Consider the following 24096-nt stretch of genomic DNA (forward strand, 5'->3'; position numbering starts at 1 on the left):
GGTCATCTTCGGCTGCTATGGCCTCTTCGCAGCACAAGGCTGCTCCTACAGGGCTTGTGTTTACCTTGAAATCGACACCGGGTGAGGCCATCAGCATCACATCAGGAACCCAGCCCACCTGAGGAGGTCTGTGTTTGCATGTATTACGGTGAACGCTTCAACGCCTGGACCCACCTGGTCGGTGCTGTCCTGGCCTGTATCGGTGCCATCTGGCTGATCGTGGTTGCGGGCCTGCAAGGCGACCCGTGGAAGATCGTCAGTTTCTCCATCTACGGCAGCACGCTGCTGTTGCTGTACAGCATTTCCACCCTGTACCACAGCACGCGCGGGCGGGCGAAGGCGATCATGCGCAAGCTCGATCACCTGTCGATCTACCTGCTGATCGCCGGTAGCTACACGCCATTCTGCCTGGTCAGCCTGCGTGGCCCCTGGGGCTGGAGCCTGTTCGGCGTGGTCTGGGGGCTGGCGGTGATCGGCATGCTGCAGGAGATCAAGCCGCGCTCCGAGGCGCGGGTCCTGTCCATCATCATCTACGCGGTAATGGGCTGGATCGTGCTGGTGGCGGTGAAGCCGTTGCTGCACTCACTGGGCAGCGCCGGCTTTGCCTGGTTGGCCGCCGGCGGGGTGTTCTACACCGTGGGCATCATCTTCTTCGCGCTCGACAGCCGCTTGCGCCACGGGCACGGTATCTGGCACCTGTTCGTGATTGCCGGCAGCCTGCTGCACTTCGTGGCGGTGTCGTTCTACGTGCGCTAGTTAAAAATCGCCCCACAGTTGCTGTGCCACCGACAGCGCCACCACGGGGGCTGTCTCGGTGCGCAGCACGCGTGGCCCAAGGCGGGCGGCGTGGAAGCCAGACGCTTTGGCCTGCTCGACTTCAGCATCGCTCAGGCCGCCTTCGGGGCCGATCAGGAAGGCCAGGGTCGCAGGTTTGTCGTGGCTGGTAAGCGGCTCGGCCACCGGGTGCAGCACCAGTTTCAGGTCCGCCTTGCTGCCCGCCAGCCATTCGGCCAGGGTCACGGGTGGGTGGATGACCGGCAAGGTGGAGCGGCCGCACTGTTCGCAGGCACTGATCGCCACCTGGCGCCAGTGCGCCAGGCGCTTGTCGGCGCGTTCGTCTTTCAGGCGCACCTCGCAGCGTTCGCTGACGATCGGGGTGATTTCGTTGGCGCCAAGCTCGGTGGCTTTCTGGATCGCCCAGTCCATGCGCTCGCCACGGGACAGGCCCTGGCCGAGGTGCACGTGCAGGGGGGAATCGGCCTGGCCGGCGAGCGCCTGGTCAAGGCTGACGCGGACGGTTTTCTTGCCCACTTCAAGCAACTGGCCGAGGTATTCCTGGCCGCTGCCGTCGAACAGCTGTACGGCGTCGCCGGGGGCCATGCGCAGTACACGGCCGATGTAGTGGGCCTGGGCTTCGGGCAGGTCGTGCTCGCCAAGGCTCAGGGGGGCGTCGATGAAGAAGCGGGACAGTCTCATGGTTCAGCTCGGACGAAAAGGGATCATGTGACCCTGTGGGAGCGGGTTTACCCGCGAATGCGATGGTGGGGGCAACACCGCATTCGCGGGTAAACCCGCTCCCACAGGGTCGGAGGCGGGCTTACGGTGGCTAGCCCGGGTCGCGGAAGTCGGGGTGGAAGTTGGCCGGCACGGCAACGCTGACGCTGTCGCGGGTGGCAATATCGATGCCTTCGCTGGCCACCTCGGCCAGGAAGTCGATCTGCTCCGGGGTGATCACGTACGGCGGCAGGAAATACACCACGCTGCCCAGCGGGCGCAGCAGGGCGCCGCGGGTCAGGGCGTGTTCGAACACCTTCAGGCCGCGCCGCTCCTGCCAGGGGTAGGCCACCTTGCCAGCCTTGTCCTTGACCATCTCGATGGCCAGGGCCATGCCGGTCTGGCGGATTTCGGCAACGTGTGCATGATCGGCCAGGTGTGCAGTGGCAGTGGCCATGCGCGTGGCCAGGGCCTTGTTGGCCTCGATCACGTTGTCCTGTTCGAAGATGTCCAGGGTCGCCAGTGCCGCAGCGCACGCCAGCGGGTTGCCGGTGTAGCTATGCGAGTGCAGGAACGCGCGCAGGGTCGGGTAGTCGTCATAGAACGCCTGGTACACCTTGTCGGTGGTCAGGCACGCGGCCAGCGGCAGGTAGCCACCGGTCAGGGCCTTGGACAGGCACAGGAAGTCCGGGCGGATGCCGGCCTGTTCGCAGGCGAACATCGTGCCGGTGCGGCCAAAGCCCACGGCGATTTCGTCGTGGATCAGGTGCACGTCGTAGCGGTCGCAGGCCTCGCGCAGCAGCTTGAGGTAAACCGGGTGGTACATGCGCATGCCGCCGGCACCCTGAATCAGCGGCTCGACGATCACGGCGCTGATCGAGGCGTGGTGCTCTGCCAGGGTCTGTTCCATGGCGGCGAACATGTTGCGTGAGTGCGCTTCCCAGCTCATGCCCTCGGGGCGCAGGTAGCAGTCGGGGCTGGGCACCTTGATCGTGTCCAGCAGCAGCGCCTTGTAGGTTTCGGTGAACAGCGGCACATCACCTACCGACATGGCGGCGATGGTTTCGCCGTGGTAGCTGTTGGTCAGGGTGACGAAGCGCTTCTTGCCCGGCTTGCCGACGTTCTGCCAGTAGTGGAAGCTCATCTTCAGCGCCACTTCGATGCACGACGAGCCGTTGTCGGCGTAGAACACTCGGTCGAGACCGGCCGGGGTCATGGCCACCAGGCGCTCGGACAGCTCGATCACCGGCTGATGGCTGAAACCAGCCAGGATCACGTGCTCCAGTTGGTCGACCTGGTCCTTGATGCGCTGGTTGATGCGCGGGTTGGAGTGGCCGAACACATTGACCCACCAGCTGCTCACCGCGTCCAGGTAGCGCTTGCCTTCGAAGTCCTCCAGCCACACGCCTTCGCCGCGCCTGATCGGGATCAGCGGCAGCTGCTCGTGGTCTTTCATCTGGGTGCAGGGGTGCCACAGGACCTTGAGGTCGCGTTGCATCCACTGATCGTTGAGGCCCATGGGCACTTCTCCTGGCTTTGCGGCGTGGTTCGACCGCGTAAGCCTAAGCAATGCCGCAAGGCAGGACAACCGCTGCCTTTCAATGGCGGTGGGTGCCGGTCCATTCCAGCCGGCGGATGTGCACGGTACCGGCCTGCGAAGTGGAGATGGTCAGGCGGCGAAAGGGGCCGTCGATCAGCTGGTGGTAGGGGTGCGTGGCGATGGGGCCGGGGCGCAGGTCGCGAAACCCGCTGCCTTCCACGGTAAGCCAGTAGAAGTTGCGCGGGACCGGGGCGGCCAGGTCGTAATCTATCTTTTCAGCATCGAACAGCATGTGCAGGTCGTCGCAGAGAAAGTCGCTGACCACGTAGTATTCCAGGCGCAGGCACTCGACTTCCTGGGCGAAGACGATTTCCACGTCGCTGTGTTCGCCAATGACCAGCTCGGTGCCGTCTTCACCCTTGAAGGCTTCATGAAAGCCGGTCCACGACGTGCTGTTGGAGCGGATGCTCAGGCCGGACGCTGTGTGAAGCGTCTGCTTGTGCCATAGAAACTGCCGTTCGACGTGTTGAAAGTGCTCCTCGAAGATCATGCGCATGCCCTCCTGGCGGGGCTTCTGGCCAGTTTCGCCAGCTTGGCTTGCTGCCGTGTGACATGGCTACTGGCAAAAATGTCAGTTGCCAAAAGGACTTGATGTCACTGCGCTGGCAGGGTGGTCGGACCTGACGTATTCTTAACGCATCTTCCCGGGGCATTCCTGCCTCTCCCCGTTTCTGTAACCTCTGACTCGGAGTTCGCCGACATGGCTGCTGCTTGGGTGCGCCTGTGCGCGTTGGTATTGATTGGTGTCTCCAGCGGCGCCGCGCTGGCTAAGGACAAGACGCCCACGGCGATTGTCGTGGGTGGCGGCCTGGCGGGCCTGACGGCAGCCTACGAACTGCAGAACAAAGGCTGGCAGGTGACCCTGCTGGAGGCCAAGTCGGGCATGGGCGGGCGTTCGGGCCTGGCCACCAGCGAGTGGATCGGCAATGCCAAGGCGCAGCCGGTGCTCAACCAGTATCTTGACCGTTTCAAGCTTGAAACACTGCCGGCGCCGGAGTTCGTGCGTACCCCCGGTTACCTGATCGACGGTGAGTACTTTAGCGCCACCGACCTGGCCACCAAGCAACCCGCTACCGCCGAAGCGCTCAAGCGCTACGAGAAAACCCTCGATGACCTGGCCCGTTCGATCGATGACCCGCTGAACCCGCAGGCAACCAGCACGCTGTTCGCCCTCGACCAGATCAACGTTTCCACCTGGCTGGACAAACTGCAACTGCCGGCCACCGCCCGTCAGCTGGTCAACCAGCAGATCCGTACCCGCTACGATGAGCCGTCGCGGCTGTCGCTGCTGTATTTCGCCCAGCAGAACCGCGTGTACCGCGGTGTCAGCGACCGCGACCTGCGTGCCGCGCGGCTGCCCGGCGGCAGCCCGGTGCTGGCCCAGGCCTTCGTCAAGCAGCTGAAGACCATCAAGACCAGCTCGCCGGTCACCGCCATCGTCCAGGACAAGGATGGCGTAACGGTAAAAGTCGGCAGCGTCGGCTACCAGGCGGATTACCTGGTCATGGCCGTACCGCTGCGGGCCCTGGCCAAGATCCAGATGACCCCGGGCCTGGACAACCAGCACGTGGCGGCGCTCAAAGGCACCAACTATGGCTGGCGCGACCAGCTGATGCTCAAGTTCAAGAAGCCCGTGTGGGAAAGCCGCGCGCGCATGTCGGGCGAAATCTTCAGTAACGCCGGCCTCGGCATGCTGTGGATCGAGCCGGCCCTCAAGGGCGGCGCCAACGTGGTGATCAACCTTTCCGGTGACAACGCCCGCCTGCTGCAGGCATTCGGCGACAAGCAGATGGTCGACCAGGTGCTGATCCGCCTGCATGCGTTCTACCCGCAGGCCCGTGGTGCCTTCACCGGTTATGAGGTGAAGCGCTACAGCACTGACGCCGGTACCGGCGGCGCCTACCTGGCCTATGGCCCGGGGCAGATCAGCAAATACTGGCGCCTGTGGGAGCGCCCGGTGCAGCGCATCACCTTTGCCGGTGAACACACCGATGCCCTTTACCCAGGCACCCTGGAAGGCGCCCTGCGCAGTGGCCAGCGTGCGGCCAGCCAGGCACAGGACCTGTTGGCCGGCAAGTCGTTCGACCCCGCCAAGGCGGTGCCGGTTGCGGCGGCAACTGCAGCAGGTGCGGCGGCGGCCAAGGACAGCAAGGGCGGGTTCTTCTCCAATATGTTTGGTGGTTCGTCCGACAAGGGCGACAAGGCTGACAAGGCGCCTGTCAAATCCGAGCCGAGGAAGGTCGAAGAGGCCAAGCAGGACAAGCCAGGCTTCTTCAAGCGCCTGTTTGGCGGGGCTGAAACGCCAGAGGTGAAGGCTGAGCCAATTGCCAAGGCCGAGGAGGTGGCGCCGGTGCCTACACCTGCTCCACAAGCCGCGCCGGCCCCGGTAGCACCAGCGCCGGTGGTCAAGGAAGCGGCTGCCAAGCCTGCGGCAACCAAGGCCGCGCCGGCCAAGCATGCGCCTGCGCACAAACCAGTGCACAAGCCTGCCGAGACGAAGAAGGCGACCGCCAAATCCGAGCCTGCGAAGAAGGCTGTGGTCAATAACCAGGCCAAGGCTGGCTGATTGATCGCCAGTGCCGGCCTCTTCGCAGCACAAGGCTGCTCCTACAGGCACCGCATCCCCCTGTAGGAGCAGCCTTGTGCTGCGAAGAGGCCAGTACTGGCAACCTCTATTTCCCCGACTATCGTTAATGTTTCCTTAATGGGAAGCTTTCAGAATACATATCGGATTTCTCGATAAACCGAAGCAACTTTTTCCGCTTTTATTCGATACGTTACGCGTTAGTCTGTGCACAGCTTTCACGGGGATACACGCCAACATGCAACTGCGCAATTCACCTTCTCGCTACGGCGTGGTCAGCATCATCCTGCACTGGGGCGTGGCGCTGGCAGTCTTCGGCCTGTTCGGCCTGGGCCTGTGGATGGTCGGCCTCGACTATTACAGCCCTTGGCGCAAAGCCGGCCCGGACCTGCACAAAAGCATCGGCCTGGTATTGTTGGCGGTGATGCTGCTGCGGGTAGTCTGGCGTTTCATCAGCCCGCCACCACCGGCACCCGCCAACCATGGCGCAGTCACACGCCTGGCGGCCAAGCTTGGCCATCTGGCGCTGTACCTGGGTCTGTTTGCGGTAATGGGTGCCGGTTACCTGATTTCAACCGCCGACGGCGTCGGCATTCCGGTGTTCGGCCTGTTCGAAGTGCCGGCACTGATCAGCGACCTGCCTGACCAGGCAGATGTGGCGGGTGTGATTCATCTCTGGCTGGCTTGGGGCTTGGTGATTTTTGCCGTGCTGCATGCCCTGGCAGCGCTCAAGCACCACTTCATCGACCGTGACGCGACCCTGACTCGCATGTTGGGCCGCAAAGCTTGACTCTCAACCTCAATTGCATAGGAAGGAAATAAGGATGTTGAAAAAGACTTTTGCCGCTCTGGCGCTCGGTACCGCTCTGCTTTCCGCCGGCCAGGTCATGGCTGCCGAGTACAAGATCGACAAGGAAGGCCAGCACGCGTTCGTCGACTGGAAAATCAGCCACCTGGGCTACAGCTTCATCCACGGTACCTTCAAGGACTTCGACGGCAACTTCACTTGGGATAGCGCCAAGCCAGAAGCCAGCAAGATCAGCGTCGACCTGAAAACCGCCAGCCTGACGTCCAACCATGCCGAGCGTGACAAGCACATCGCCAGTGCCGATTTCCTCGACGTGAAGAAGTACCCTGAAGCCAAGTTCGTCTCTACCGCCGTCAAGTCGACGGGCGCCAAGACTGCTGACGTGACCGGCGACCTGACCATGCACGGCGTGACCAAACCGGTTACCTTCAAGGCTACCTTCAACGGTGAAGGCAAGGACCCATGGGGCGGTGAGCGCGCTGGTTTCAACGCCACCACCACCCTTAACCTGAACGACTTCGGCATCAAAGGCCCAGGCCCGACTTCGCAGACCCTGGACCTGGATATCAGTGTTGAAGGTGTGAAGCAGAAGTAAGCATTGCCTTGGCAATAGAAAACGCCGCCCATTGGGCGGCGTTTTCATTTCCCGTTCAGGGCCCTGGCAGGGCCGCTACAGGTTACCTCTGGCTCAACCCTTTCGGGTCAACAGGGCAGGGCGCTCACCGCGCGGGCGGCTCGGCAGGTCATCCAGTTGCTCTGGCGTCGGGAAACGGTCGAGTTTGGACTCCTTGCGGATGATCACCGGCTGTTTTTCCGGCTGGCGCTGGTTGCTCACGGCCGGCTCTTGCCGGGCACCATCGTCACGGGCCGGGCGACCACGGCCACCGCCATCACGACGGGCACCGCCACCGTTGTTGGCGCGGGGCGGGCGTTTTTCGCCGCCGGCACTGCCACCATTGCGTTGCTGGCCGCCACTGCGCGCTTGGCCCTGGCCCCCAGTGTTGCTGCGTTGGCCGGTACCCTGAGCTTGGCCAGCACCACCACCTGGGCGGCGATTGCGGCCTTGGTTCTTGCCTTGGTACGGGCTGACATAGTCGGCACGGTTGCCGAAGTTGTCGACGTCGTCGTCCAGGAACACTTCCGGGTCACGGTTACCCAGGGCTTGAGGCGCGCTGTTGCTGCTGGCCTGCTGCTGTGGCTGGCGCGGCTTCTTGTCACGCGGCTTACGCGCCTGCTGCTGCCTGTCGCCGCTCTTTTCCTTGTCGGCCGGCTTGTCGGCAGCCTGTGGCTTGGCCTTGCCTTTATCCTTGCCTTTGTCCTTGCGGCCGCCGTTGGAGTCTTTACCGCCTTCGCCACGGGCCTGCTGGTTGCGACCGCCACGGCCGTTGCCCTGCGGGCGCTCGCGTACTTCCGGTTTCTCGGCTTCCACCTGGCTGGCGTCAAAGCCCATCAGGTCGCCGTCCGCGATCTTCTGCCGGGTTACTCGTTCGATGCTCTTGAGCAGTTTCTCTTCATCCGGTGCGACCAGCGAAATGGCCTCGCCCGAACGACCGGCGCGGCCAGTACGGCCGATACGGTGTACGTAATCTTCCTCGACATTCGGCAGTTCGAAGTTGACCACGTGGGGCAACTGGTCGATGTCCAGGCCGCGGGCGGCGATGTCGGTGGCGACCAGTACGCGCACGCTGTTGGCCTTGAAGTCGGCCAGGGCCTTGGTGCGGGCGTTCTGGCTCTTGTTGCCGTGAATCGCGGCGGCGGTCAGGCCTTGCTTTTCCAGGTACTCGGCCAGGCGGTTGGCTCCGTGCTTGGTACGGGTGAACACCAATACCTGTTCCCAGGCACCCAGGGTGATCAGGTGTGCCAGCAGCGCACGCTTGTGGCTGGCGGGCAGGCGGTAGACGCGCTGCTCGATACGCTCGACGGTGGTGTTCGGCGGCGTGACCTCGATACGCTCCGGGTTGTGCAGGAGCTTGTCGGCGAGGTCGGTGATGTCCTTGGAGAAGGTGGCCGAGAACAGCAGGTTCTGGCGTTTGGATGGCAGGCGTGCCAGCACCTTCTTGACGTCGTGGATGAAGCCCATGTCGAGCATGCGGTCGGCTTCGTCGAGCACCAGGATTTCCACGTGGGCGAGGTCGACCTTACCTTGGCCGGCCAGGTCGAGCAGGCGGCCCGGGCAGGCAACCAGCACGTCAACGCCTTTGGCAATCGCCTGGACCTGCGGGTTCATGCCAACGCCGCCGAAGATGCAGGCGCTGACCAGTGGCAGGTCACGGGCATAGACCTTGAAGCTGTCGTGCACCTGGGCTGCCAGCTCGCGGGTCGGGGTCAGGACCAGCACGCGCGGCTGGCGCGGGCCGTGACGCTGCGACTTGTCGGGGTGGCCGGCCGGGAACAGGCGCTCGAGAATCGGCAGGGCGAAGCCGCCGGTTTTACCAGTACCTGTCTGTGCGGCAACCATCAGGTCGCGGCCTTGCAACACGGCGGGAATCGCCCGCTGTTGCACGGGGGTCGGCTGGGTATAGCCCGCAGCCTCGATAGCGCGGACAAGAGCCTCGGAGAGACCGAGGGAAGCAAAGGACATGGGCGATCCTGTTCTCGTGTGGGCTGGGCCCGTTGGGATGTTCTGCCTGGCGCGACGGGCATCGGTGGGATGCGATCGCGTCCGGTCCAGCTGGGCTTTCACTGCACATCCGGGAAACGAAGGGTAACGCCAAGGGGCGTCGGTGCCGATCGGGATGCCTGTTGCGAGGCCGAGCGTCCGGGCGTGAGCCGGGCGGGAAGGCCCGAGTATAACAGAGCTATCGCGCTGTGCTGCTTTCCTGCTGCTCAACGGCGTTGAGAATGTTTCCGATGTCGCCTGTGTACCGGTGGCTGATGGCGGCAAAGGCCGGTTCCTGCTTGAAGCGCTGCAGTTCTTCGGCAAAGGCCAGGGCCAGTGTTTCGCGCCCCGGTTTGCGCACCAGCCCCAGGTACTGGGCCTGGCGGTTGATCACCAGCGGCAGTTCCTCGACTTGCTGCTCCAGGCCCAGATGCCGGATCAGGTAATGCCCGACCCTGCGGTCGGTGATGGCCAGGTCGATACGACCCAGCAGCAGTTTGCCGAAGTTGGCCTCCTGGGTCGGCGCCGCTTCACGTCGAAAATGTGTGGCCTGGTTGAACGCGGCGCCATAGGCGTAGCCGGGCGAGGTGCCTACGGTGAGGCCTGCGAGGTCGTCAGGCCCGGCCACGGCATGGCGGCGTGCGTGGGCCTGGAACAGCACGAACTCGACCTCCGACATGGGCTCGGGTGCGTATATCAGATAGGGGCGCCGGTTTTCGCTCTGGAAAATGTCCAGAATGCCGTCGGCGAGGCCTTGCTCGATCACGGCCAGGCAGCGCTTCCACGGCAGGAACTGCCATTCCACCTCGACACCCAGGCGTTTGAACACCTCGGTGGTGACTTCGTAGTCGATACCGCGGGGCTGGCCATCGTGCTGATAAATGTAGGGCGCCCAGTCATCGGACACCAGGCGCAGGCGCTCGCCCAGGGCCAACGGGCTCAGGCAGGCGAGCAGCAGGATCCAGAACAGGCGGGCGACGAGTGGCATGGCCGGAGATTACGCGCTCGGCGGAATCAAGGCCAGAGGCCTGATATTCAAAGCGGCCGCGATCCTTTGGGCCAGTTGCCTTGCTCGAATGCTGAAGGCCCGCGCGATCACTGTGGGAGCGGGCATGCCCGCGAACACCGGCGAAGCCGGTGCCATCTACCGTGTTGCCTGCTTCGCGGGCATGCCCGCTCCCACAGGGGTTGTGCAAGGCTATGGGTTTGCGGGCGTATCAGCCTTGGGATGTTCTCAGCAGATGCACTTCGATATCTTTGCGCCGTTCCCCCAGTGACAGGCGCAACCCCGGATGGCGCAGGCACTGGCGCAGCCGCTCGGGCTCCATGCGGCCATGACGGGCATTGAGGTTTTCCAGGGCCTTGTCCCACCAGGCCGGTGCGCAGGCGCGGTCGAACTCATTGGGGTAGGGGTAGCAGCCATACAGCAGCTCGCGGGCGAACTGGCGTTCGTGGCGGGGCAGGGTCAGGCTCAGCGCCCTGTAGCCCAGGCGGTGCAGGGCAGGAGGCCGTGGCAGCTGGTCGTTGACCAGGGTGACGTCGGCCAGTGCCGCCTGGCTCAGTGGGTCATGCTCGTGCTTGCGCAACCACGCCTGGATCTTGGCGCGGAACTGCGCCTTGCGGCTCCAGTAGTGGTGGATGACATCGGTGCACTCGGCCAGCTCCAGTTTGCGGTAGGCCGCCACCGCCAGGCAGAACTCTTCGAGGGTGTACGCCTCGCGCGCCAGCGGGTGGAACTCGTCCATCATGTCGATGGAGCGGTCCAGGGTGCTGGCGTCCGCGGCTGTGAGGCCGATTACCCCAGAGTTGACCAGTGGCATCTGGCAGTCGGCCAGGCCCCGGGCTTGCAATATGGACAGCAGGTTCTTGTACAGCAGGCACTTCTGGTTTGCGCCATAGCGCGGGCCGATGGCATTGCACAGCAGCTTGCCAGGGGCCACCCGGGCGAACAGCTGCAGCGGCGATGTGCGGAAGAAAGTGTCGGTGTCGATCAGCACGGCCAGCGGGTGTTGCTGCAGCACTTGGCGCAGCAGCACATGCTTGCTGCGAAAATGATAACCGTGTGGGGCGTTCCATGCCTGGCGCGTGGCTGCGTCCAGCAAGTGGACGGTGACCGGCAGCCTCGCATAGGGCTGCGGGTTGTCGGTGTACACCTGGATGTCCATGGCTTCGCCTGCTGCCGGCCCCAGGTGGGCGAGGGCGCTGACGATGCTGAAGCAGGCTTCCTGATGGTAGGTTGCCGGGCCAAAAGCCAGGTAGACAAGCTGTGGGCGCGATGGCTGGGGATGCTGCATGGCTGGCAAGACCTGTAACCCGGAAATGAATAAGGCTTTAGTCTATGACCAAAGCCTTAAGCATTTCTTAAGCAGACTTTGCCAAAAAGTTTCAGCGCGGCAGCTTCAGGTTGTTCCAGATCGCCAGGCTCGGCTCGGCCTGGTTCAAGGTGTAGAAGTGCAGGCCCGGTGCGCCGCCTTGCAGCAGCTGTTCGCACATGCGGGTAATCACTTCTTCGCCGAATGCCTGGATGCTGGCGGTGTCGTCGGCGTAGGCTTCCAGCTGCTTGCGGATCCAGCGCGGGATCTCGGCGCCACAGGCGTCGGAGAAGCGGGCCAGCTTGCTGTAGTTGGTGATCGGCATGATGCCGGGCACCACCGGGATGTCCACGCCCAGCTTCTGTGCGCGCTCGACGAAGTAGAAGTAGCTGTCGGCGTTGAAGAAGTACTGGGTGATGGCGCTGTCGGCGCCAGCCTTGACCTTGTGCACGAAGTTGGCCAGGTCGGTTTCGAAGTTGCGCGCCTGCGGGTGCATTTCCGGGTAGGCGGCCACTTCCAGGTGGAAGTGGTCAGCGGTTTCCTGGCGGATGAACTCGACCAGGTCGCTGGCGTAGCGCAGTTCGCCACTGGCCATGCCCATGCCCGATGGCAGGTCGCCACGCAGGGCAACGATGCGCTTGATGCCGGCAGCCTTGTATTCCGCCAGCAGGGCGCGCAGGTCGTCCTTGGAGTCGCCCACGCACGACAGGTGCGGTGCGGCCGGTACCTTCACTTCGTTTTCCAGCTGCAGCACGGTGTTCAGCGTGCGGTCGCGGGTCGAGCCACCGGCACCGTAGGTGCAGGAGAAGAAGTCCGGGTTGTAGGTGGCCAGCTGGCGGGCGACGCCCATCAGCTTTTCGTGACCGGCGTCGGTCTTGGTCGGGAAGAACTCGAAACTGTAGCGGCGCTCTTGTGACATTACTCGTTCCTCAAGCAGCCTGCTTCAGGCGGCAGGCTGCAAGTAAAAGCCAGGGCGGTGTGGGCCGGCCTGGCTTGGGCATCGTTGCGAAGCGTTGCCTGCGACTACTTAGTAGCGGTAGGCGTGCGGCTTGAACGGGCCTTCGACGGTCACGCCGATGTAGTCGGCTTGCTGCTTGGTCAGCTGGGTGACCACGCCGCCGAAGCCGCGGACCATTTCCAGGGCCACTTCTTCGTCGAGTTTCTTCGGCAGTACTTCAACAGTCAGGCGCTCGGCTTTCTTTTCGGCCGACAGGTCGGCGTACTTCTGCTCGAACAGGAAGATCTGTGCCAGCACCTGGTTGGCGAACGAACCGTCCATGATGCGGCTTGGGTGGCCAGTGGCGTTACCCAGGTTGACCAGGCGGCCTTCGGCCAGCAGGATCAGGTAGTCGTCGTTCTGCGGGTCGAAGCTGCCAGCGCCGGTACGGTGGATCTTGTGCACCTGCGGCTTGACCTCTTCCCACGCCCAGTTCTTGCGCATGAAGGCGGTGTCGATCTCGTTGTCGAAGTGGCCGATGTTGCAGACCACGGCACGCTTCTTCAGGGCCTTGAGCATGTTGGCATCGCAGACGTTGACGTTACCGGTGGTGGTGACGATCAGGTCGATCTTGCCCAGCAGGGCCTTGTCGATGCTGGCTTCGGTGCCGTCGTTGATACCGTCGATGAACGGCGAGACCAGCTCGAAACCGTCCATGCAGGCTTGCATGGCGCAGATCGGGTCAACTTCGGTGACCTTGACGATCATGCCTTCCTGACGCAGGGACTGGGCCGAGCCCTTGCCCACGTCACCGTAGCCGATCACCAGGGCTTGCTTGCCCGACAGCAGGTGGTCGGTACCACGCTTGATGGCGTCGTTCAGGCTGTGACGGCAGCCGTACTTGTTGTCGTTCTTGCTCTTGGTGACCGAGTCGTTGACGTTGATCGCCGGGACTTTCAGCTCGCCCTTGGCCAGCATGTCCAGCAGGCGGTGTACGCCAGTGGTGGTCTCTTCGGTTACACCGTGCACGCGGTCCAGTACCTGCGGGTACTTCTTGTGCAGCAGTTCGGTCAGGTCGCCACCGTCGTCGAGGATCATGTTGGCGTCCCATGGCTGGCCATCTTTCAGGATGGTCTGTTCCAGGCACCACTCGTACTCTTCTTCGGTTTCACCTTTCCAGGCGAATACCGGGATGCCGGCGGCGGCGATCGAGGCGGCGGCCTGGTCCTGGGTCGAGAAGATGTTGCAGGACGACCAGCGTACTTCGGCACCCAGGGCAACCAGGGTTTCGATCAGCACGGCGGTCTGGATGGTCATGTGGATGCAGCCCAGGATCTTCGCACCCTTGAGCGGTTGCTCGGTCAGGTACTTGCGACGCAGGCCCATCAGGGCTGGCATTTCCGATTCGGCGATGATGGTTTCGCGACGGCCCCAGGCGGCCAGGGAGATGTCGGCGACTTTGAAATCGGTGAAACCAGCAGGCGTGTTTACAGCGCTCATGAAGAGCCTCCATTCGTAGTGTGCGAATGGGCGCCGTTGTGCGTTGAGCGTCCGCAGCAGCGGACAACGCCCCATCCGAGCCTGACAGGCCTAGCCTGCTGCAGCGCCCCTCGGACAGGTGGCGGGCATGGCGCCGCAGTGGGCGACCATGTGAAACGGCGCAGATTATAGCTGCGCGCGGCTACTTGCCCAAGGTTTTCTGTCGATTAATCGAGACGATAGTCGATGTTCAATGGAGCGATGGCGGCCGCTCTGCCATCATTGCTACACGTTAGCCAAGCAGGTCAGGAGTACAGATGAACTTTCACACCCGCAAGTGGGTTAAACCCGAAGACCTCAACCCCAACGGCACCCTGTTCGGTGGCAGCCTGTTGCGCTGGATCGACGAAGAGGCGGCCATCTACGCCATCGTCCAGCTGGGCAACCAGCGCGTCGTGACCAAGTACATATCGGAAATCAACTTCGTCAGTGCTTCGCGCCAGGGCGACATCATCGAGCTGGGCATCACCGCCACCGAGTTTGGCCGCACCTCGATCACCCTCAAGTGCGAAGTGCGCAACAAGATCACCCGCAAGAGCATTCTGACCGTCGACAAGATGGTGTTCGTCAACCTGGGTGATGATGGCTTGCCGGTAGCGCATGGGCGTACCGAGATCAAGTATGTCCAGGACCAGTTCCCGGATTCGGCAGTCGAGTGATTTTCTGGGGCTGCTCTGCAGCCCATCGCGACACAAGGCCGCTCCTACAGGGGATCGCGTACTCCTGTGGGAGCGGCCTTGTGTCGCGAAAGGGCCGCAAAGCGGCCCCGGCAATCTCAAGGCTGGGCGCTGACCTTGCGCACCACCCGGCCGATGCTCAAGCCCTGCACCAGGATCGACGACAACACCACGATGTAGGTGATCGACAGCAGCAGGTCCCGCTCCTCGCCCAGTGGCAGCGACAGCGCCAGGGCCACCGACACCCCGCCACGCAGGCCACCCCAGGTCAGCACCCGCACCGTGCCTTTCGGCACCGGGCGCCAGCGGCGCAGCAACACGATGGCCGGCGCCACGGTCAGCAGCCTTGACAGCAGCACCGCCAGCGCCAGCACACTGCCGGCCGCCAGGTGCATCCAGTTGAACGGCAACAGCAGCAGCTCCAGGCCGATCAGCGCGAACAGCAGGGCGTTGAGCATGTCATCGATCAGTTCCCAGAAACCGTCCATGTAGCGACGGGTCATGTCGTTCATCGCCAGGTTGCGCCCCAGGTTGCCGATGATCAGGCCGGCCACCACCATGGCGATCGGCGCCGAGACGTGCAGCTCGTAGCACATGGCCGAGCCACCGATGACCAGCGCCAGCGTCAGCATGACTTCCACCTGGTACTGCTCGATGCTCTTGATCATGCGGTAGGTGGCGTAGCCGATCAGGCCACCAAACACCACGCCGCCGATGGCCTCGCGGGCGAACAGGATCGCCGTGTCGGTCATGCTCGGCGTTTCACCCAGCTGGATGATGCCCAGCAACACGGTGAACACCACCACCGCGGTGCCGTCGTTGAACAGCGACTCGCCGACGATGGTGGTTTTCAGCGGTTTGGAGGCGTTGGCGGTACGCAACGCACCCAGCACGGCAATCGGGTCGGTGGGCGAGATCAGCGCACCGAACAGCAGGCAGTAGATCAGCGGCACTTGCCAGCCGAACATGGCGAATACCCAGTGCGACAGGTAGCCGATGACCACGGTGGCAATCAGCACCCCGATCGTTGCGAGCAAACCGATCGGCCAGCGGTAACTGCGCAAATCGCTGAGGTTCACGTGCAGGGCGCCGGCAAACAGCAGGAACGCCAGCATCCAGTGCATCAGCAGGTCGTTGAAATCGATCTGGTTCATCAGTCCTTCGACGCGTTCTTCCAGCCCAGGGAAGCCGATCAGGCTCAGGCCCTGCAGCATCAGGGAGAACAGCAACGCCGTGACCATCACGCCGATGGCGGGTGGCAGGCCGATGAAGCGGTAATTTACATAGGTAAGGAGGGTGGTGAGGCAGATAAACGCGGCAACTAATTCAAGCATCCCGAATCCTGTGACAGTGGCTTCCAAGTCGTTACCCGAATGGCTCGGGCAGTTCTTTGATGACCTTGCGCGGGGTTCGGGACACAGGGTTTGACCCAATTAGTCCAAATCGTTCCCATCCAGTGGGCACTCTGCATTCCCTGTGGGAGCGGGTTTACCCGCGAACACCGGCAAAGCCGGTGCCATACACTGCGTCGCATTCTTCGCGGCGGTTCGACGCCTCGGTGAACCCGCTCCCACAACGGCCCCACGGAACGCTATATATTCAACCCCTGAAAAAACTGACAAGGATAAGAAGGCGTGTTGGCAACATCCCTGGTGCTGGTCGCCGCCCTGCTGCATGCGACCTGGAATACCCTGATCAAATTCAGCGGCGAGCGCTTGCTGGTGATCGCCAGCATGGACACGGTGGCGCTGCTGTTCGCAGTGCTGGCGGTGGCCTTCGTCGATGTGCCGCCGGCGCAGATATGGCCCTGGCTGATAGCCTCGGCGCTGGCCGAGCAGCTGTACCGTTACCTGTTGATCAAGGCCTACCGCGTGGGCGACCTGGGGCTGGTCTATCCTCTGATGCGCGGGCTGTCGCCGCTGGTGGTGCTGGGGCTGACGCTGGCCTTTGCCGGGGAGTCGCTGAGCCAGCAGCAGATCATCGGCATCCTGCTGATCCCCTGTGGCATGGCCTGCCTGTTGTGGCAGGGCGGCGGCGGTGACCGGCTGCCCTGGTCGATGCTGCCGGTGGTCGCCCTGATCGGCCTGTGCATCGGTTGCTACACCTGGTTCGACGGCCAGGCCGTGCGCTTGTGGGGCAAGCCGTGGGACTACCTGGTCTGGCTGACCCTGCTCAGTGCCTGGCAGTTTCCGCTGCTGGCCAGTGTGGCGCGGCGGGCACCGTTCGTGCTGTTCTGGCGAACGCAATGGCGCCTGGGGCTGGCGGTAGGCTTTTGCGTATTGTTCAGTTATGCCCTGGTGTTGTGGGCCATGCACCTGGGGTCGGTGGCCGAGGCGGCCGCGTTGCGGGAGTTGAGCGTGATTCTGGTGGTGCTGCTGGGTATGCGCTACCTCAAAGAACCTTTTGGCGGGCCGAGACTCCTAGCTTGCGGGCTGGTCCTGGCTGGCATGCTGGTGATGAAGCTCTAACCCATTTTTGAACAAGGAGTCCTGAGCATGACCGTTGCCCTGTGGTGCATCCTGATCGCGCTGCTGCTGAACCCGCTTTGTGCCTTGATCGCCAAGGTGAGCAGCGGCCGGTTCGGCCTCAAGGACAATCACGACCCTCGCGCCTTCCTTGATAACTTGGCGGGCCTGCCACGGCGTGCCCATGCCGCGCAGCAGAATGGCTACGAGGCATTCCCGGCGTTTGCGGCTGCGGTGCTGGTGGCAGATATCGTCGGCAATGCCGAGCAGGTGACGCAGGATGTGCTGGGGGTGATGTACATCACCAGCCGCTTGCTTTACATCATCTGCTACCTGGCCGATTGGGCGGCCTTGCGCTCGCTGGTGTGGTTTGCCGGGTTGGCAATTATCGTGTCGTTCTTCGCGGTTTCTGTCTGAAACCGGGTTGTCTTCTTCGCGGGCTTGCCCGCTCCCACAGGTACACCACAGTACTCAAGGGCTGTGGTGTACCTGTGGGAGCGGGCAAGCCCGCGAAGAATCCACCGCCGATCAAGGTACCTTAGGTACCTCGGGCAGTGGCTGGCCCTTCGGCCACAACATCCAGATCTGCCCCTGCTGCTTCATGTTCCCGGCCAGCTCGCCGGCTTCCGGCCCGGTGCCCCAGAACAGGTCGGCACGCACTTCGCCCGCAATCGCCCCACCGGTGTCCTGCGCACCCACCGGGCGCACCACTGGCGAGCCGTCCGGGCGAGTGGTGGACAGCCACAACAGGCTGCCCAGCGGAATCACCTTGCGGTCGATGGCCACGCTGTAGCCCGCTGTCAGCGGTACGTTCAGTGACCCGCGCGGGCCTTCGTTGCTGTCCGGGCGGGTGCTGAAGAACACGTAGCTGGGGTTGCTGGCCAGCAGTTCCGGTACGCGCTGCGGGTTGGCCTGGGCCCAGGCATGAATGGCACCCATGCTCACTTCTTCTTTTTTCAGCTGGCCCTGTTCCACCAGCCAGCGGCCAATCGGCCGGTAGGGGTGGCCGTTCTGATCGGCGTAGCCCAGGCGCAGTTGACGGCCGTCTTCCAGTTGCACCCGGCCCGAACCCTGGATTTGCAGGAACTGCAGGTCCATCGGGTCGGTCAGCCAGGCCAGCACCGGTGCCTTGACGCCGTTACGGTTGATCACTTCGGCCGTGTCGTATGGCTTGAGCACCCGGCCATCAAGCCGACCACGCAGGCGCTTGCCCTTGAGTTCGGGGTACACGCTGGCCAGGTCGACCACGACCATGTCATCCGGGGTGCCGTAAACCGCCACATGGTTGGTCGCCGATTGGCTCAGGCTGCCGGGGTAGACCGGCTCGTAGTAACCGGTAATCAGGCCGTTGGCATTGTTTTCGGCCGAGCGCAGGCCATACACCTGCAGGTTCTGCTCAAGGAAGGTACGCACCTGGGCTGCGCTCGCCGTGTCGCTGCCGGCGGCTTCGCAGGTGGCGGCCCACACCGGGTCGCGCTTGAGCTTCTCACAGCCGCTGCGCCAGGCGTAGAAACCGGCCAGCAGGTCTTCGTCGCTGACTGCGGGCAGGTCTTTCCAGGTGGCCGGGGCGTAGGTGGCGATGGCGTGGGGCTCGGGCTTGGCGCTCTCGCCGCCGTTGCAGCCGGCCAGCAAAGCCAGCACCGGGAGTGTCCAGGCCAGGTGGCGCAGGGCAGATGTCATGTGTGCATTCCTGTCATGGGCGAACATGAAGATTCGCCCCTGTTTTTTATGTGGCTATTGGTGTTTGGCCCTTGGGCAGCGATACTGGCCGCCCATTTGCGTAGGCCGAAGTGAGCGTGATGTTGAAGCGATTGACCGTTGTTCTGCTGGCAGCCCTGGCCCTGAGTGGTTGTGACCGGGTTGACCCGAATTCGCCACTGGGCAAACGCAAGGTGATCTTCAAGGACATGCTCAAGACCAGCGAAGACCTGGGCGGCATGCTGCGTGGCCGGTTGCCGTTCGACGGGCTGAAGTTTGCCGACGGTGCGCTGAAGCTGGCCAGCCTGTCGCACCAACCCTGGCAGCACTTTCCGCAAGTACGCGATGGTGGTGACAGCGCTGCGCGCGCAGACGTATGGGAGCGCCAGGCGCGTTTTCATGACCTGGCCCGGCAGCTGGAAAGCGTCACGGGCGAACTGGTCGATGTCAGCCGCAGCCAGCCGCTGGACGCTGCGCAGTTGAAAGCGCCGATGGACAAGGTCGAAGCGGCTTGCAAGGCGTGCCATACCGAGTTTCGTAATCATTGATGGCCTGCTGTGGCCTCATCGCCGGCAAGCCAGCTCCCACAGGTACTGCGCAGTAATTGGAGGCAGTGTGATACCTGTGGGAGCTGGCTTGCCGGCGATGAGGCCAGTAAGGGCAACGCGAATCGCTGTCAGCGGTCGAGGTCGTCCACGGCTTCCTGCAGTTCCTTGCGCGATTCGGCCAGCTTGTCCTTGCGCTTGTTGATCTTCTCCGCGTCGCCTTTCTTCTCGGCTTTCTTCAGGTCTTTTTCCCGCTGCGCCACTTCGTGACGTGCATCGAGCACCTTCTGCTCACGCTCTTTGCGCAGGCTTGCATCGGTGCAGTTGTTTACGCCGCGCAGTGCTTCTTCCAGCCCCGCGACCTGGTCGCTGTTGCCGTGGTCGCGGGCGATTTTCAACTGGTTCTCGATGGCGCTGCGCTTGGCGGCGCAACCGGTCAGGCCTGGGTCTGGCTGGGCCGCTTGTACAGCCCCCGCAGCTAATCCCAGTGATGCGAGCAGGAAAAGAGTCGAAATACGTTTCATGAAAAGCCTCCTGAACGGGGCGGGGCAGCAAAAGTTGGTGGAAATCCTGCCTTGGTTTTGCCCATTTAGAAACCCTTGGTGAAGTTTTCCGACTGAATCTCGGGTTTTTCTTACAAGTAAATTGGTAAAAAATCATTGCTCATTCGGCTGGGGCGTGGCGAGGAACCATTCTATGCCGGCTTCCGCCAATTGTGCGGCAATGGCCTGCACCTCATTTACTGTGAAAAAATCCACAAGTTGGCGCGAGCGTTTTGCGCCGATGCCGGGCAAGGATTGCCATTGCCCGGCACTGCGTGAAGCCAGCTCGGGCCAGTCGCCCGTCAGTTGTAGAGCCTTGCTTACCGGTGCGCCAATGCCGCGTAGCCACTGATCGAAGGGGCGCGAGCGGGCTTGGTCGAAACTTTCCAGCAGTTGTGCCGCCGTCAGGCTGCTTATTCCGGGGACCTGTTGCAGGCGTTCGGCATCGAGGTGCAGCCAATCGGTCATCGACGTTACCTGGCCCGCTTCGACCAGGCGGCGCCATGTGCCGGGCCCGGTGCGCGGCAAGGCCAGGCCCTGCTTGCCGCCAAGCCAGGTGAGCCGGGCAATGAACTGCTCTTCACAGCCTTCGCTGGCGTGCCAGCAGCTGTGGGCATGATGCTGGTCGGGTGCAGGCGCGGCCACTGGCTGGCGTTCGACAGCGCGGTGCACGACGTGGTCGAGGCGTGGAATGGTCAGCCCGGCAAGGCTGATGGCGACCTGGTCGCCGGGGCCGATATCCAAGGCTTGCCAGCGCGCCAGCGAGCCAAGGCTTACCTGGGTAATGCGCCGGTCATCGAGGGTTACCGGCTGCACATGCACAATGGGCGTGACCCTGCCGGTGCGGCCAACCCGAAAGCGCACGTCGCGCACTTCGGCCAAGGCTTGCACATAGGGGTATTTCCAGGCCGCGATCCAGTACGGCGCCTTGGCCTGCCAGCGCTGCGCGGGCGGCCGGCTGCCCTGGCGCAGGATCACGCCATCGCTGGCGAAGGGCAGGGGGGAGCGGTACCAGTGCTCACGCCAGTGTGCTGCATCCTCCAGCGTGTCGATGGCGATGCTGTAGCGCTGGCTGTCCGGGAAACCCAGGTGTGCCAGCTGTGCGAGGCGCTCGGCCTGTTGGTCGGGGCCCAGCGGCCAGCCCCACACGAACAGGCCGATAGCGTTGCCTTGCTCAGCGGTCAGTTGCTTGCGTGCGAGCAACCCGGCCACGGTGCCGCGGGCGTTGGCGCTGCCTGCCTGGGCCTGCACATGTTGGTCCAGACGCAGGTAAAGCTCACCCTGCAATTGCAGGTCAACCGCCTTGGGCAAATGCCGGGTGACTGCGCCGAGCTGGGGAATGTGCCGGCTCCAGTCATGGCCGTGCACCCCGTCACCGCGGCTGATCAGCTGTGCCAATCGCCCTTCTCGGTAAATGAGAGAAACGGCAACGCCGTCGACTTTGGGCTGTACCCAAACGCCGGTCTTGCCGGCCATCCACTGCGCCACGGCCTGGCGGTCTGCCAGCTTGTCGACGCCGGTATGCGGTGCCGGGTGGAGGACTGGGCCGCCAGCGCTGGCCAAGGGGGACGGGCTGGCGGTGAGGCCAAAACACTGCTGCAGGTACCCCAGACGCTGGCGGCTCTGGTCGTACAGTTCGTCGGCCACCGGCGAGATGCCCTGGCGATGGTACTGGTCGTCCCAGCGGGCAAGTGTGGCCAGCAGTTGCGCTACTTCGGCGTCGATCTGCTGTGGAGCCCAGTCGGGGCACTGTTCGGCCCGGGCCCACGGGGCGTGTAGCAACAGCAACAGGGTGAACAACAGTGTGTACGGCATGGCCAGCGTCCTTGCGTGGCGGGCGGGAGCCCCCAGCCTAGGCAGGTTCGCAGGGGCTTGCCGCCGTACGATTGTCAGCCGATATGTCACAAAAAAGCCCCTGCCGATTGCTCGGCAGGGGCTTTCGCCTGGCGCTGTAGGAAACTTACAGGCCGGCAGCGTCGCGCAGCGACTGGGCGCGGTCGGTGCGCTCCCAGGTGAAGGTGGTGAAGGTGTCATCGCCGACAGTCTTCTGCTGCGGCTCGCGGCCGAAGTGGCCGTAGGCAGCGGTTTCCTGGTACATCGGGTGCAGCAGGTCGAGCATGGTGGTGATGGCGTACGGACGCAGGTCGAAGCACTCACGCACCAGCTGGATGATCTTGTCGTCGGAGACCTTGCCGGTACCGAAGGTGTTGATCGAGATGGAGGTCGGCTGGGCCACGCCAATGGCGTACGACACCTGGATCTCGCAGCGCTCGGCCAGGCCGGCGGCAACGATGTTCTTGGCGACGTAGCGGCCGGCATAGGCGGCGGAACGATCGACCTTGGACGGGTCCTTGCCGGAGAACGCACCACCACCGTGGCGGGCCATGCCGCCGTACGAGTCGACGATGATCTTGCGGCCGGTCAGGCCACAGTCACCCACCGGGCCACCGATGATGAAGTTGCCGGTCGGGTTGATGTGGTACTGGGTGCCCTTGTGCAGCAGCTCGGCAGGCAGGGTGTGCTTGACGATCAGCTCCATCACGGCTTCTTGCAGGTCTTTCTGCGACACTTCCGGGTTGTGCTGGGTCGACAGCACCACGGCGTCGATACCGACTACCTTGCCGTTTTCGTAGCGGCAGGTGACCTGCGACTTGGCATCCGGGCGCAGCCACGGCAGCAGGCCGGACTTGCGCGCTTCGGCCTGGCGCTCGACCAGACGGTGCGAGAAGCAGATCGGTGCAGGCATCAGCACTTCGGTTTCGTTGCTGGCATAGCCGAACATCAGGCCCTGGTCGCCGGCGCCCTGGTCTTCCGGCTTGGAGCGGTCAACGCCCTGGGCGATGTCCACCGACTGCTTGCCGATGATGTTCATCACGGCGCAGGTGGCGCCGTCGAAGCCGACGTCGGAGCTGTTGTAGCCGATGTCGATGATGACCTTGCGCACCAGGTCTTCCAGGTCGACCCAGGCCGAGGTGCTGACTTCGCCGGCGATGATGGCGACACCGGTCTTGACCAGGGTTTCGCACGCTACGCGGGCGTATTTGTCCTGAGCGATGATGGCATCAAGGACGGCGTCCGAAATCTGGTCGGCGATCTTGTCCGGATGCCCTTCGGACACGGACTCGGAGGTGAAAAGGGAGTATTCGCTCATCTCGAAGGTTCCTGAAATTTACCGATGGTGTATGTCGCCAGCCGTCCGCTGGAAATGGCGGACCTGGATCTGGAAACCGTTACGCAAGCCTACGTACAGGCTGTCCCCATGGGCCAGCCCGGCAGCGTTGGCCCAGCGGGCCAGGTCGTCCTGTTCAAAGCCAAGCCACAGGTCGCCGCAGGCGTCCCGCGCCCACCCCTGGTCATGGCTGCACAATTCGGTGACCAGCAGGCTGCCGCCTGCCTTCACCCGTTTGGCCAGCTGGCGCAAGGCCAGGGCCGGGTCGCTGAAATGGTGCAGCACCATGTTCAGCACAACGCAGTCGGCGGCCACATCCGTTGCACCCAGTGCATCGGCCAGCTGCAGGTTCACGTTGTCGAGCCCCTCGCGCTGGCACACCTGGCGCGCCAGTTCGAGCATGGTCGGGCTGTTGTCCAGGGCAGTCACCTGGGCGAAGCGCCGGGCCAGGTCGGGGAGGAAGCCGCCGTCACCGGGGCCGACCTCCAGGGCGCTGGCGGCCGGGTCGAAATGCAGTTTGTCGAGCAGTGCCAGCAGGCTTTCGCGGTACTGTGGCAGGCCGGCGATCAGATCCTGCTGGGCGCGAAACTTTTCTTCAACGCGCAGGAAGAAGTCCTGGCTGGTGGCCGCGCGGCGCTGCTGCACCTGGGCGATCCGGGCCTGCACATCGGCCGGCAGGGCCAGGTCGTCGACTTCATCGAGCAGCGCCGCATGTAGCCGCCCGCCCATGCGCAGGCCGTCGGGCAGGGCACGGCGATAGAAGATGGCGTTGCCTTCGCGGCGGGTCGCCACCAGCTCGGCCTGGGCCAGCACCTTCAGGTGGTGGCTCATGCCCGACTGGCCGATGTCGAAGATCTGCGCCAGCTCCAGCACGCCGAACGAATCGTTGGCCAGTGCGCGCAAAACGTTCAGGCGCAGCGCGTCGCCACTGGCTTTGCACAGGGCGGCCAATGCTTCGCGTTGCTCGGGGATCGATTGCGCACGGAGGTTCATGGGGCGGCAGTCTAGACAGGCATCGATGCCCTAGCAAGGCCAATATCAAAAAGTTTTGATATTGGGTGATGGGCGGGACGATTAACCCGGTTTTACCCCGAATTGAATGCCAATCACAGGAAAATCCCCCGACT

Annotated in this window: 22 protein-coding genes and 1 riboswitch; of the genes, 8 read left to right on the plus strand and 14 right to left on the minus strand. The window is 63.5% G+C overall.

Going from position 1 to position 24096, the window contains the following annotated elements; translation table 11 throughout:
- Positions 1–138 precede the first annotated feature (138 nt).
- Positions 139–756 carry a PAQR family membrane homeostasis protein TrhA gene (trhA, locus tag ABOC32_RS05185; protein WP_426810309.1) on the plus strand — a complete coding sequence of 206 codons (618 nt, stop codon included), beginning with the start codon at positions 139–141 and terminating at the stop codon, positions 754–756.
- On the opposite strand, the gene ABOC32_RS05190 is transcribed toward trhA, so the two are convergent.
- From ABOC32_RS05190 to ABOC32_RS05200, 3 genes are all read right to left on the minus strand, one after another.
- On the minus strand, positions 757–1476 hold the full coding sequence (locus ABOC32_RS05190) for a 16S rRNA (uracil(1498)-N(3))-methyltransferase (RefSeq protein WP_426810310.1): 720 nt from the start codon (positions 1474–1476) through the stop codon (positions 757–759).
- Positions 1477–1606: 130 nt separating this feature from the next.
- A complete protein-coding gene (locus tag ABOC32_RS05195; RefSeq protein WP_426810311.1) occupies positions 1607–3013 on the minus strand; it encodes an adenosylmethionine--8-amino-7-oxononanoate transaminase in 1407 nt (468 codons plus the stop codon).
- 79 nt (positions 3014–3092) lie between these two features.
- Positions 3093–3584 carry a hypothetical protein gene (locus ABOC32_RS05200; protein WP_426811569.1) on the minus strand — a complete coding sequence of 164 codons (492 nt, stop codon included), beginning with the start codon at positions 3582–3584 and terminating at the stop codon, positions 3093–3095.
- Positions 3585–3794: 210 nt separating this feature from the next.
- On the opposite strand from ABOC32_RS05200, the gene ABOC32_RS05205 reads away from it, so the two are divergent.
- The 3 genes from ABOC32_RS05205 (at position 3795) to ABOC32_RS05215 (ending at position 7081) form a co-directional block, all read left to right on the plus strand.
- Complete coding sequence (locus tag ABOC32_RS05205) at positions 3795–5660, plus strand: flavin monoamine oxidase family protein (protein ID WP_426810312.1); 1866 nt, start codon at positions 3795–3797, stop codon at positions 5658–5660.
- Positions 5661–5916: 256 nt separating this feature from the next.
- Positions 5917–6468 carry a cytochrome b gene (locus tag ABOC32_RS05210; protein ID WP_086974225.1) on the plus strand — a complete coding sequence of 184 codons (552 nt, stop codon included), beginning with the start codon at positions 5917–5919 and terminating at the stop codon, positions 6466–6468.
- Between the two features lie 34 nt (positions 6469–6502).
- Complete coding sequence (locus ABOC32_RS05215) at positions 6503–7081, plus strand: YceI family protein (RefSeq protein WP_426810313.1); 579 nt, start codon at positions 6503–6505, stop codon at positions 7079–7081.
- A 93-nt stretch (positions 7082–7174) separates the two neighbouring features.
- Here the strand turns inward: ABOC32_RS05215 and ABOC32_RS05220 are convergent, their stop codons facing one another.
- The 5 genes from ABOC32_RS05220 to ahcY form a co-directional block, all read right to left on the minus strand.
- Positions 7175–9067, minus strand: a complete 1893-nt coding sequence (locus ABOC32_RS05220) for a DEAD/DEAH box helicase (RefSeq protein WP_426810314.1) — start codon at positions 9065–9067, stop codon at positions 7175–7177.
- A gap of 217 nt (positions 9068–9284) precedes the next feature.
- Positions 9285–10073: a substrate-binding periplasmic protein gene (locus ABOC32_RS05225; protein ID WP_426810315.1), complete on the minus strand. Its 789-nt coding sequence runs from the start codon at positions 10071–10073 to the stop codon at positions 9285–9287.
- Positions 10074–10302: 229 nt separating this feature from the next.
- On the minus strand, positions 10303–11379 hold the full coding sequence (locus ABOC32_RS05230; RefSeq protein WP_426810316.1) for a hypothetical protein: 1077 nt from the start codon (positions 11377–11379) through the stop codon (positions 10303–10305).
- Between the two features lie 91 nt (positions 11380–11470).
- Positions 11471–12316: a methylenetetrahydrofolate reductase [NAD(P)H] gene (metF, locus tag ABOC32_RS05235; protein WP_012274536.1), complete on the minus strand. Its 846-nt coding sequence runs from the start codon at positions 12314–12316 to the stop codon at positions 11471–11473.
- Between the two features lie 108 nt (positions 12317–12424).
- The gene (ahcY, locus tag ABOC32_RS05240) at positions 12425–13834 is read right to left on the minus strand and encodes an adenosylhomocysteinase (protein ID WP_043198243.1); all 1410 of its coding nucleotides are present in this window, start codon (positions 13832–13834) and stop codon (positions 12425–12427) included.
- A gap of 21 nt (positions 13835–13855) precedes the next feature.
- A riboswitch (S-adenosyl-L-homocysteine riboswitch) is annotated at positions 13856–13952 on the minus strand.
- A 178-nt stretch (positions 13953–14130) separates the two neighbouring features.
- On the opposite strand from ahcY, the gene ABOC32_RS05245 reads away from it, so the two are divergent.
- Complete coding sequence (locus tag ABOC32_RS05245) at positions 14131–14532, plus strand: acyl-CoA thioesterase (RefSeq protein WP_426810317.1); 402 nt, start codon at positions 14131–14133, stop codon at positions 14530–14532.
- A 116-nt stretch (positions 14533–14648) separates the two neighbouring features.
- Here the strand turns inward: ABOC32_RS05245 and ABOC32_RS05250 are convergent, their stop codons facing one another.
- Positions 14649–15884: a cation:proton antiporter gene (locus ABOC32_RS05250; protein WP_086974231.1), complete on the minus strand. Its 1236-nt coding sequence runs from the start codon at positions 15882–15884 to the stop codon at positions 14649–14651.
- Positions 15885–16184: 300 nt separating this feature from the next.
- Between ABOC32_RS05250 and ABOC32_RS05255 the strand changes: the two genes are divergently transcribed.
- Together ABOC32_RS05255 and ABOC32_RS05260 are read left to right on the plus strand one after the other, a co-directional pair.
- Positions 16185–17018 (plus strand): EamA family transporter, encoded by an 834-nt coding sequence (locus tag ABOC32_RS05255; protein WP_426810318.1) that lies wholly within the window; start codon positions 16185–16187, stop codon positions 17016–17018.
- A 27-nt stretch (positions 17019–17045) separates the two neighbouring features.
- Positions 17046–17432 (plus strand): MAPEG family protein, encoded by a 387-nt coding sequence (locus ABOC32_RS05260; RefSeq protein ID WP_426810319.1) that lies wholly within the window; start codon positions 17046–17048, stop codon positions 17430–17432.
- Positions 17433–17543: 111 nt separating this feature from the next.
- On the opposite strand, the gene mltA is transcribed toward ABOC32_RS05260, so the two are convergent.
- Positions 17544–18695, minus strand: a complete 1152-nt coding sequence (gene mltA, locus ABOC32_RS05265; protein ID WP_426810320.1) for a murein transglycosylase A — start codon at positions 18693–18695, stop codon at positions 17544–17546.
- Positions 18696–18814: 119 nt separating this feature from the next.
- On the opposite strand from mltA, the gene ABOC32_RS05270 reads away from it, so the two are divergent.
- Complete coding sequence (locus ABOC32_RS05270; RefSeq protein WP_426810321.1) at positions 18815–19261, plus strand: c-type cytochrome; 447 nt, start codon at positions 18815–18817, stop codon at positions 19259–19261.
- 128 nt (positions 19262–19389) lie between these two features.
- On the opposite strand, the gene ABOC32_RS05275 is transcribed toward ABOC32_RS05270, so the two are convergent.
- The 4 genes from ABOC32_RS05275 to ABOC32_RS05290 form a co-directional block, all read right to left on the minus strand.
- Positions 19390–19782, minus strand: coding sequence for a DUF1090 domain-containing protein (locus ABOC32_RS05275; RefSeq protein WP_426810322.1), 393 nt, complete (start codon positions 19780–19782; stop codon positions 19390–19392).
- Positions 19783–19914: 132 nt separating this feature from the next.
- Positions 19915–21615 carry an NAD-dependent DNA ligase LigB gene (gene ligB / locus ABOC32_RS05280; protein ID WP_426810323.1) on the minus strand — a complete coding sequence of 567 codons (1701 nt, stop codon included), beginning with the start codon at positions 21613–21615 and terminating at the stop codon, positions 19915–19917.
- A gap of 145 nt (positions 21616–21760) precedes the next feature.
- A complete protein-coding gene (gene metK, locus ABOC32_RS05285; protein WP_043198231.1) occupies positions 21761–22951 on the minus strand; it encodes a methionine adenosyltransferase in 1191 nt (396 codons plus the stop codon).
- Positions 22952–22969: 18 nt separating this feature from the next.
- A complete protein-coding gene (locus ABOC32_RS05290) occupies positions 22970–23962 on the minus strand; it encodes an ArsR/SmtB family transcription factor (protein ID WP_426810324.1) in 993 nt (330 codons plus the stop codon).
- Positions 23963–24096 lie beyond the last annotated feature (134 nt).

This window comes from Pseudomonas sp. WOUb67, assembly GCF_050058005.1.
GTDB lineage: Bacteria > Pseudomonadota > Gammaproteobacteria > Pseudomonadales > Pseudomonadaceae > Aquipseudomonas > Aquipseudomonas putida_R.

What these genes read in the sequence shown, in the direction of transcription:
- trhA (WP_426810309.1), top strand. Translation starts at nt 139, where the DNA reads ATGTATTACGGTGAACGCTTCAACGCCTGGACCCACCTGGTCGGTGCT.
- ABOC32_RS05190 (WP_426810310.1), bottom strand. Translation starts at nt 1,476, where the DNA reads ATGAGACTGTCCCGCTTCTTCATCGACGCCCCCCTGAGCCTTGGCGAG.
- ABOC32_RS05195 (WP_426810311.1), bottom strand. Translation starts at nt 3,013, where the DNA reads ATGGGCCTCAACGATCAGTGGATGCAACGCGACCTCAAGGTCCTGTGG.
- ABOC32_RS05200 (WP_426811569.1), bottom strand. Translation starts at nt 3,584, where the DNA reads ATGATCTTCGAGGAGCACTTTCAACACGTCGAACGGCAGTTTCTATGG.
- ABOC32_RS05205 (WP_426810312.1), top strand. Translation starts at nt 3,795, where the DNA reads ATGGCTGCTGCTTGGGTGCGCCTGTGCGCGTTGGTATTGATTGGTGTC.
- ABOC32_RS05210 (WP_086974225.1), top strand. Translation starts at nt 5,917, where the DNA reads ATGCAACTGCGCAATTCACCTTCTCGCTACGGCGTGGTCAGCATCATC.
- ABOC32_RS05215 (WP_426810313.1), top strand. Translation starts at nt 6,503, where the DNA reads ATGTTGAAAAAGACTTTTGCCGCTCTGGCGCTCGGTACCGCTCTGCTT.
- ABOC32_RS05220 (WP_426810314.1), bottom strand. Translation starts at nt 9,067, where the DNA reads ATGTCCTTTGCTTCCCTCGGTCTCTCCGAGGCTCTTGTCCGCGCTATC.
- ABOC32_RS05225 (WP_426810315.1), bottom strand. Translation starts at nt 10,073, where the DNA reads ATGCCACTCGTCGCCCGCCTGTTCTGGATCCTGCTGCTCGCCTGCCTG.
- ABOC32_RS05230 (WP_426810316.1), bottom strand. Translation starts at nt 11,379, where the DNA reads ATGCAGCATCCCCAGCCATCGCGCCCACAGCTTGTCTACCTGGCTTTT.
- metF (WP_012274536.1), bottom strand. Translation starts at nt 12,316, where the DNA reads ATGTCACAAGAGCGCCGCTACAGTTTCGAGTTCTTCCCGACCAAGACC.
- ahcY (WP_043198243.1), bottom strand. Translation starts at nt 13,834, where the DNA reads ATGAGCGCTGTAAACACGCCTGCTGGTTTCACCGATTTCAAAGTCGCC.
- ABOC32_RS05245 (WP_426810317.1), top strand. Translation starts at nt 14,131, where the DNA reads ATGAACTTTCACACCCGCAAGTGGGTTAAACCCGAAGACCTCAACCCC.
- ABOC32_RS05250 (WP_086974231.1), bottom strand. Translation starts at nt 15,884, where the DNA reads ATGCTTGAATTAGTTGCCGCGTTTATCTGCCTCACCACCCTCCTTACC.
- ABOC32_RS05260 (WP_426810319.1), top strand. Translation starts at nt 17,046, where the DNA reads ATGACCGTTGCCCTGTGGTGCATCCTGATCGCGCTGCTGCTGAACCCG.
- mltA (WP_426810320.1), bottom strand. Translation starts at nt 18,695, where the DNA reads ATGACATCTGCCCTGCGCCACCTGGCCTGGACACTCCCGGTGCTGGCT.
- ABOC32_RS05270 (WP_426810321.1), top strand. Translation starts at nt 18,815, where the DNA reads ATGTTGAAGCGATTGACCGTTGTTCTGCTGGCAGCCCTGGCCCTGAGT.
- ABOC32_RS05275 (WP_426810322.1), bottom strand. Translation starts at nt 19,782, where the DNA reads ATGAAACGTATTTCGACTCTTTTCCTGCTCGCATCACTGGGATTAGCT.
- ligB (WP_426810323.1), bottom strand. Translation starts at nt 21,615, where the DNA reads ATGCCGTACACACTGTTGTTCACCCTGTTGCTGTTGCTACACGCCCCG.
- metK (WP_043198231.1), bottom strand. Translation starts at nt 22,951, where the DNA reads ATGAGCGAATACTCCCTTTTCACCTCCGAGTCCGTGTCCGAAGGGCAT.
- ABOC32_RS05290 (WP_426810324.1), bottom strand. Translation starts at nt 23,962, where the DNA reads ATGAACCTCCGTGCGCAATCGATCCCCGAGCAACGCGAAGCATTGGCC.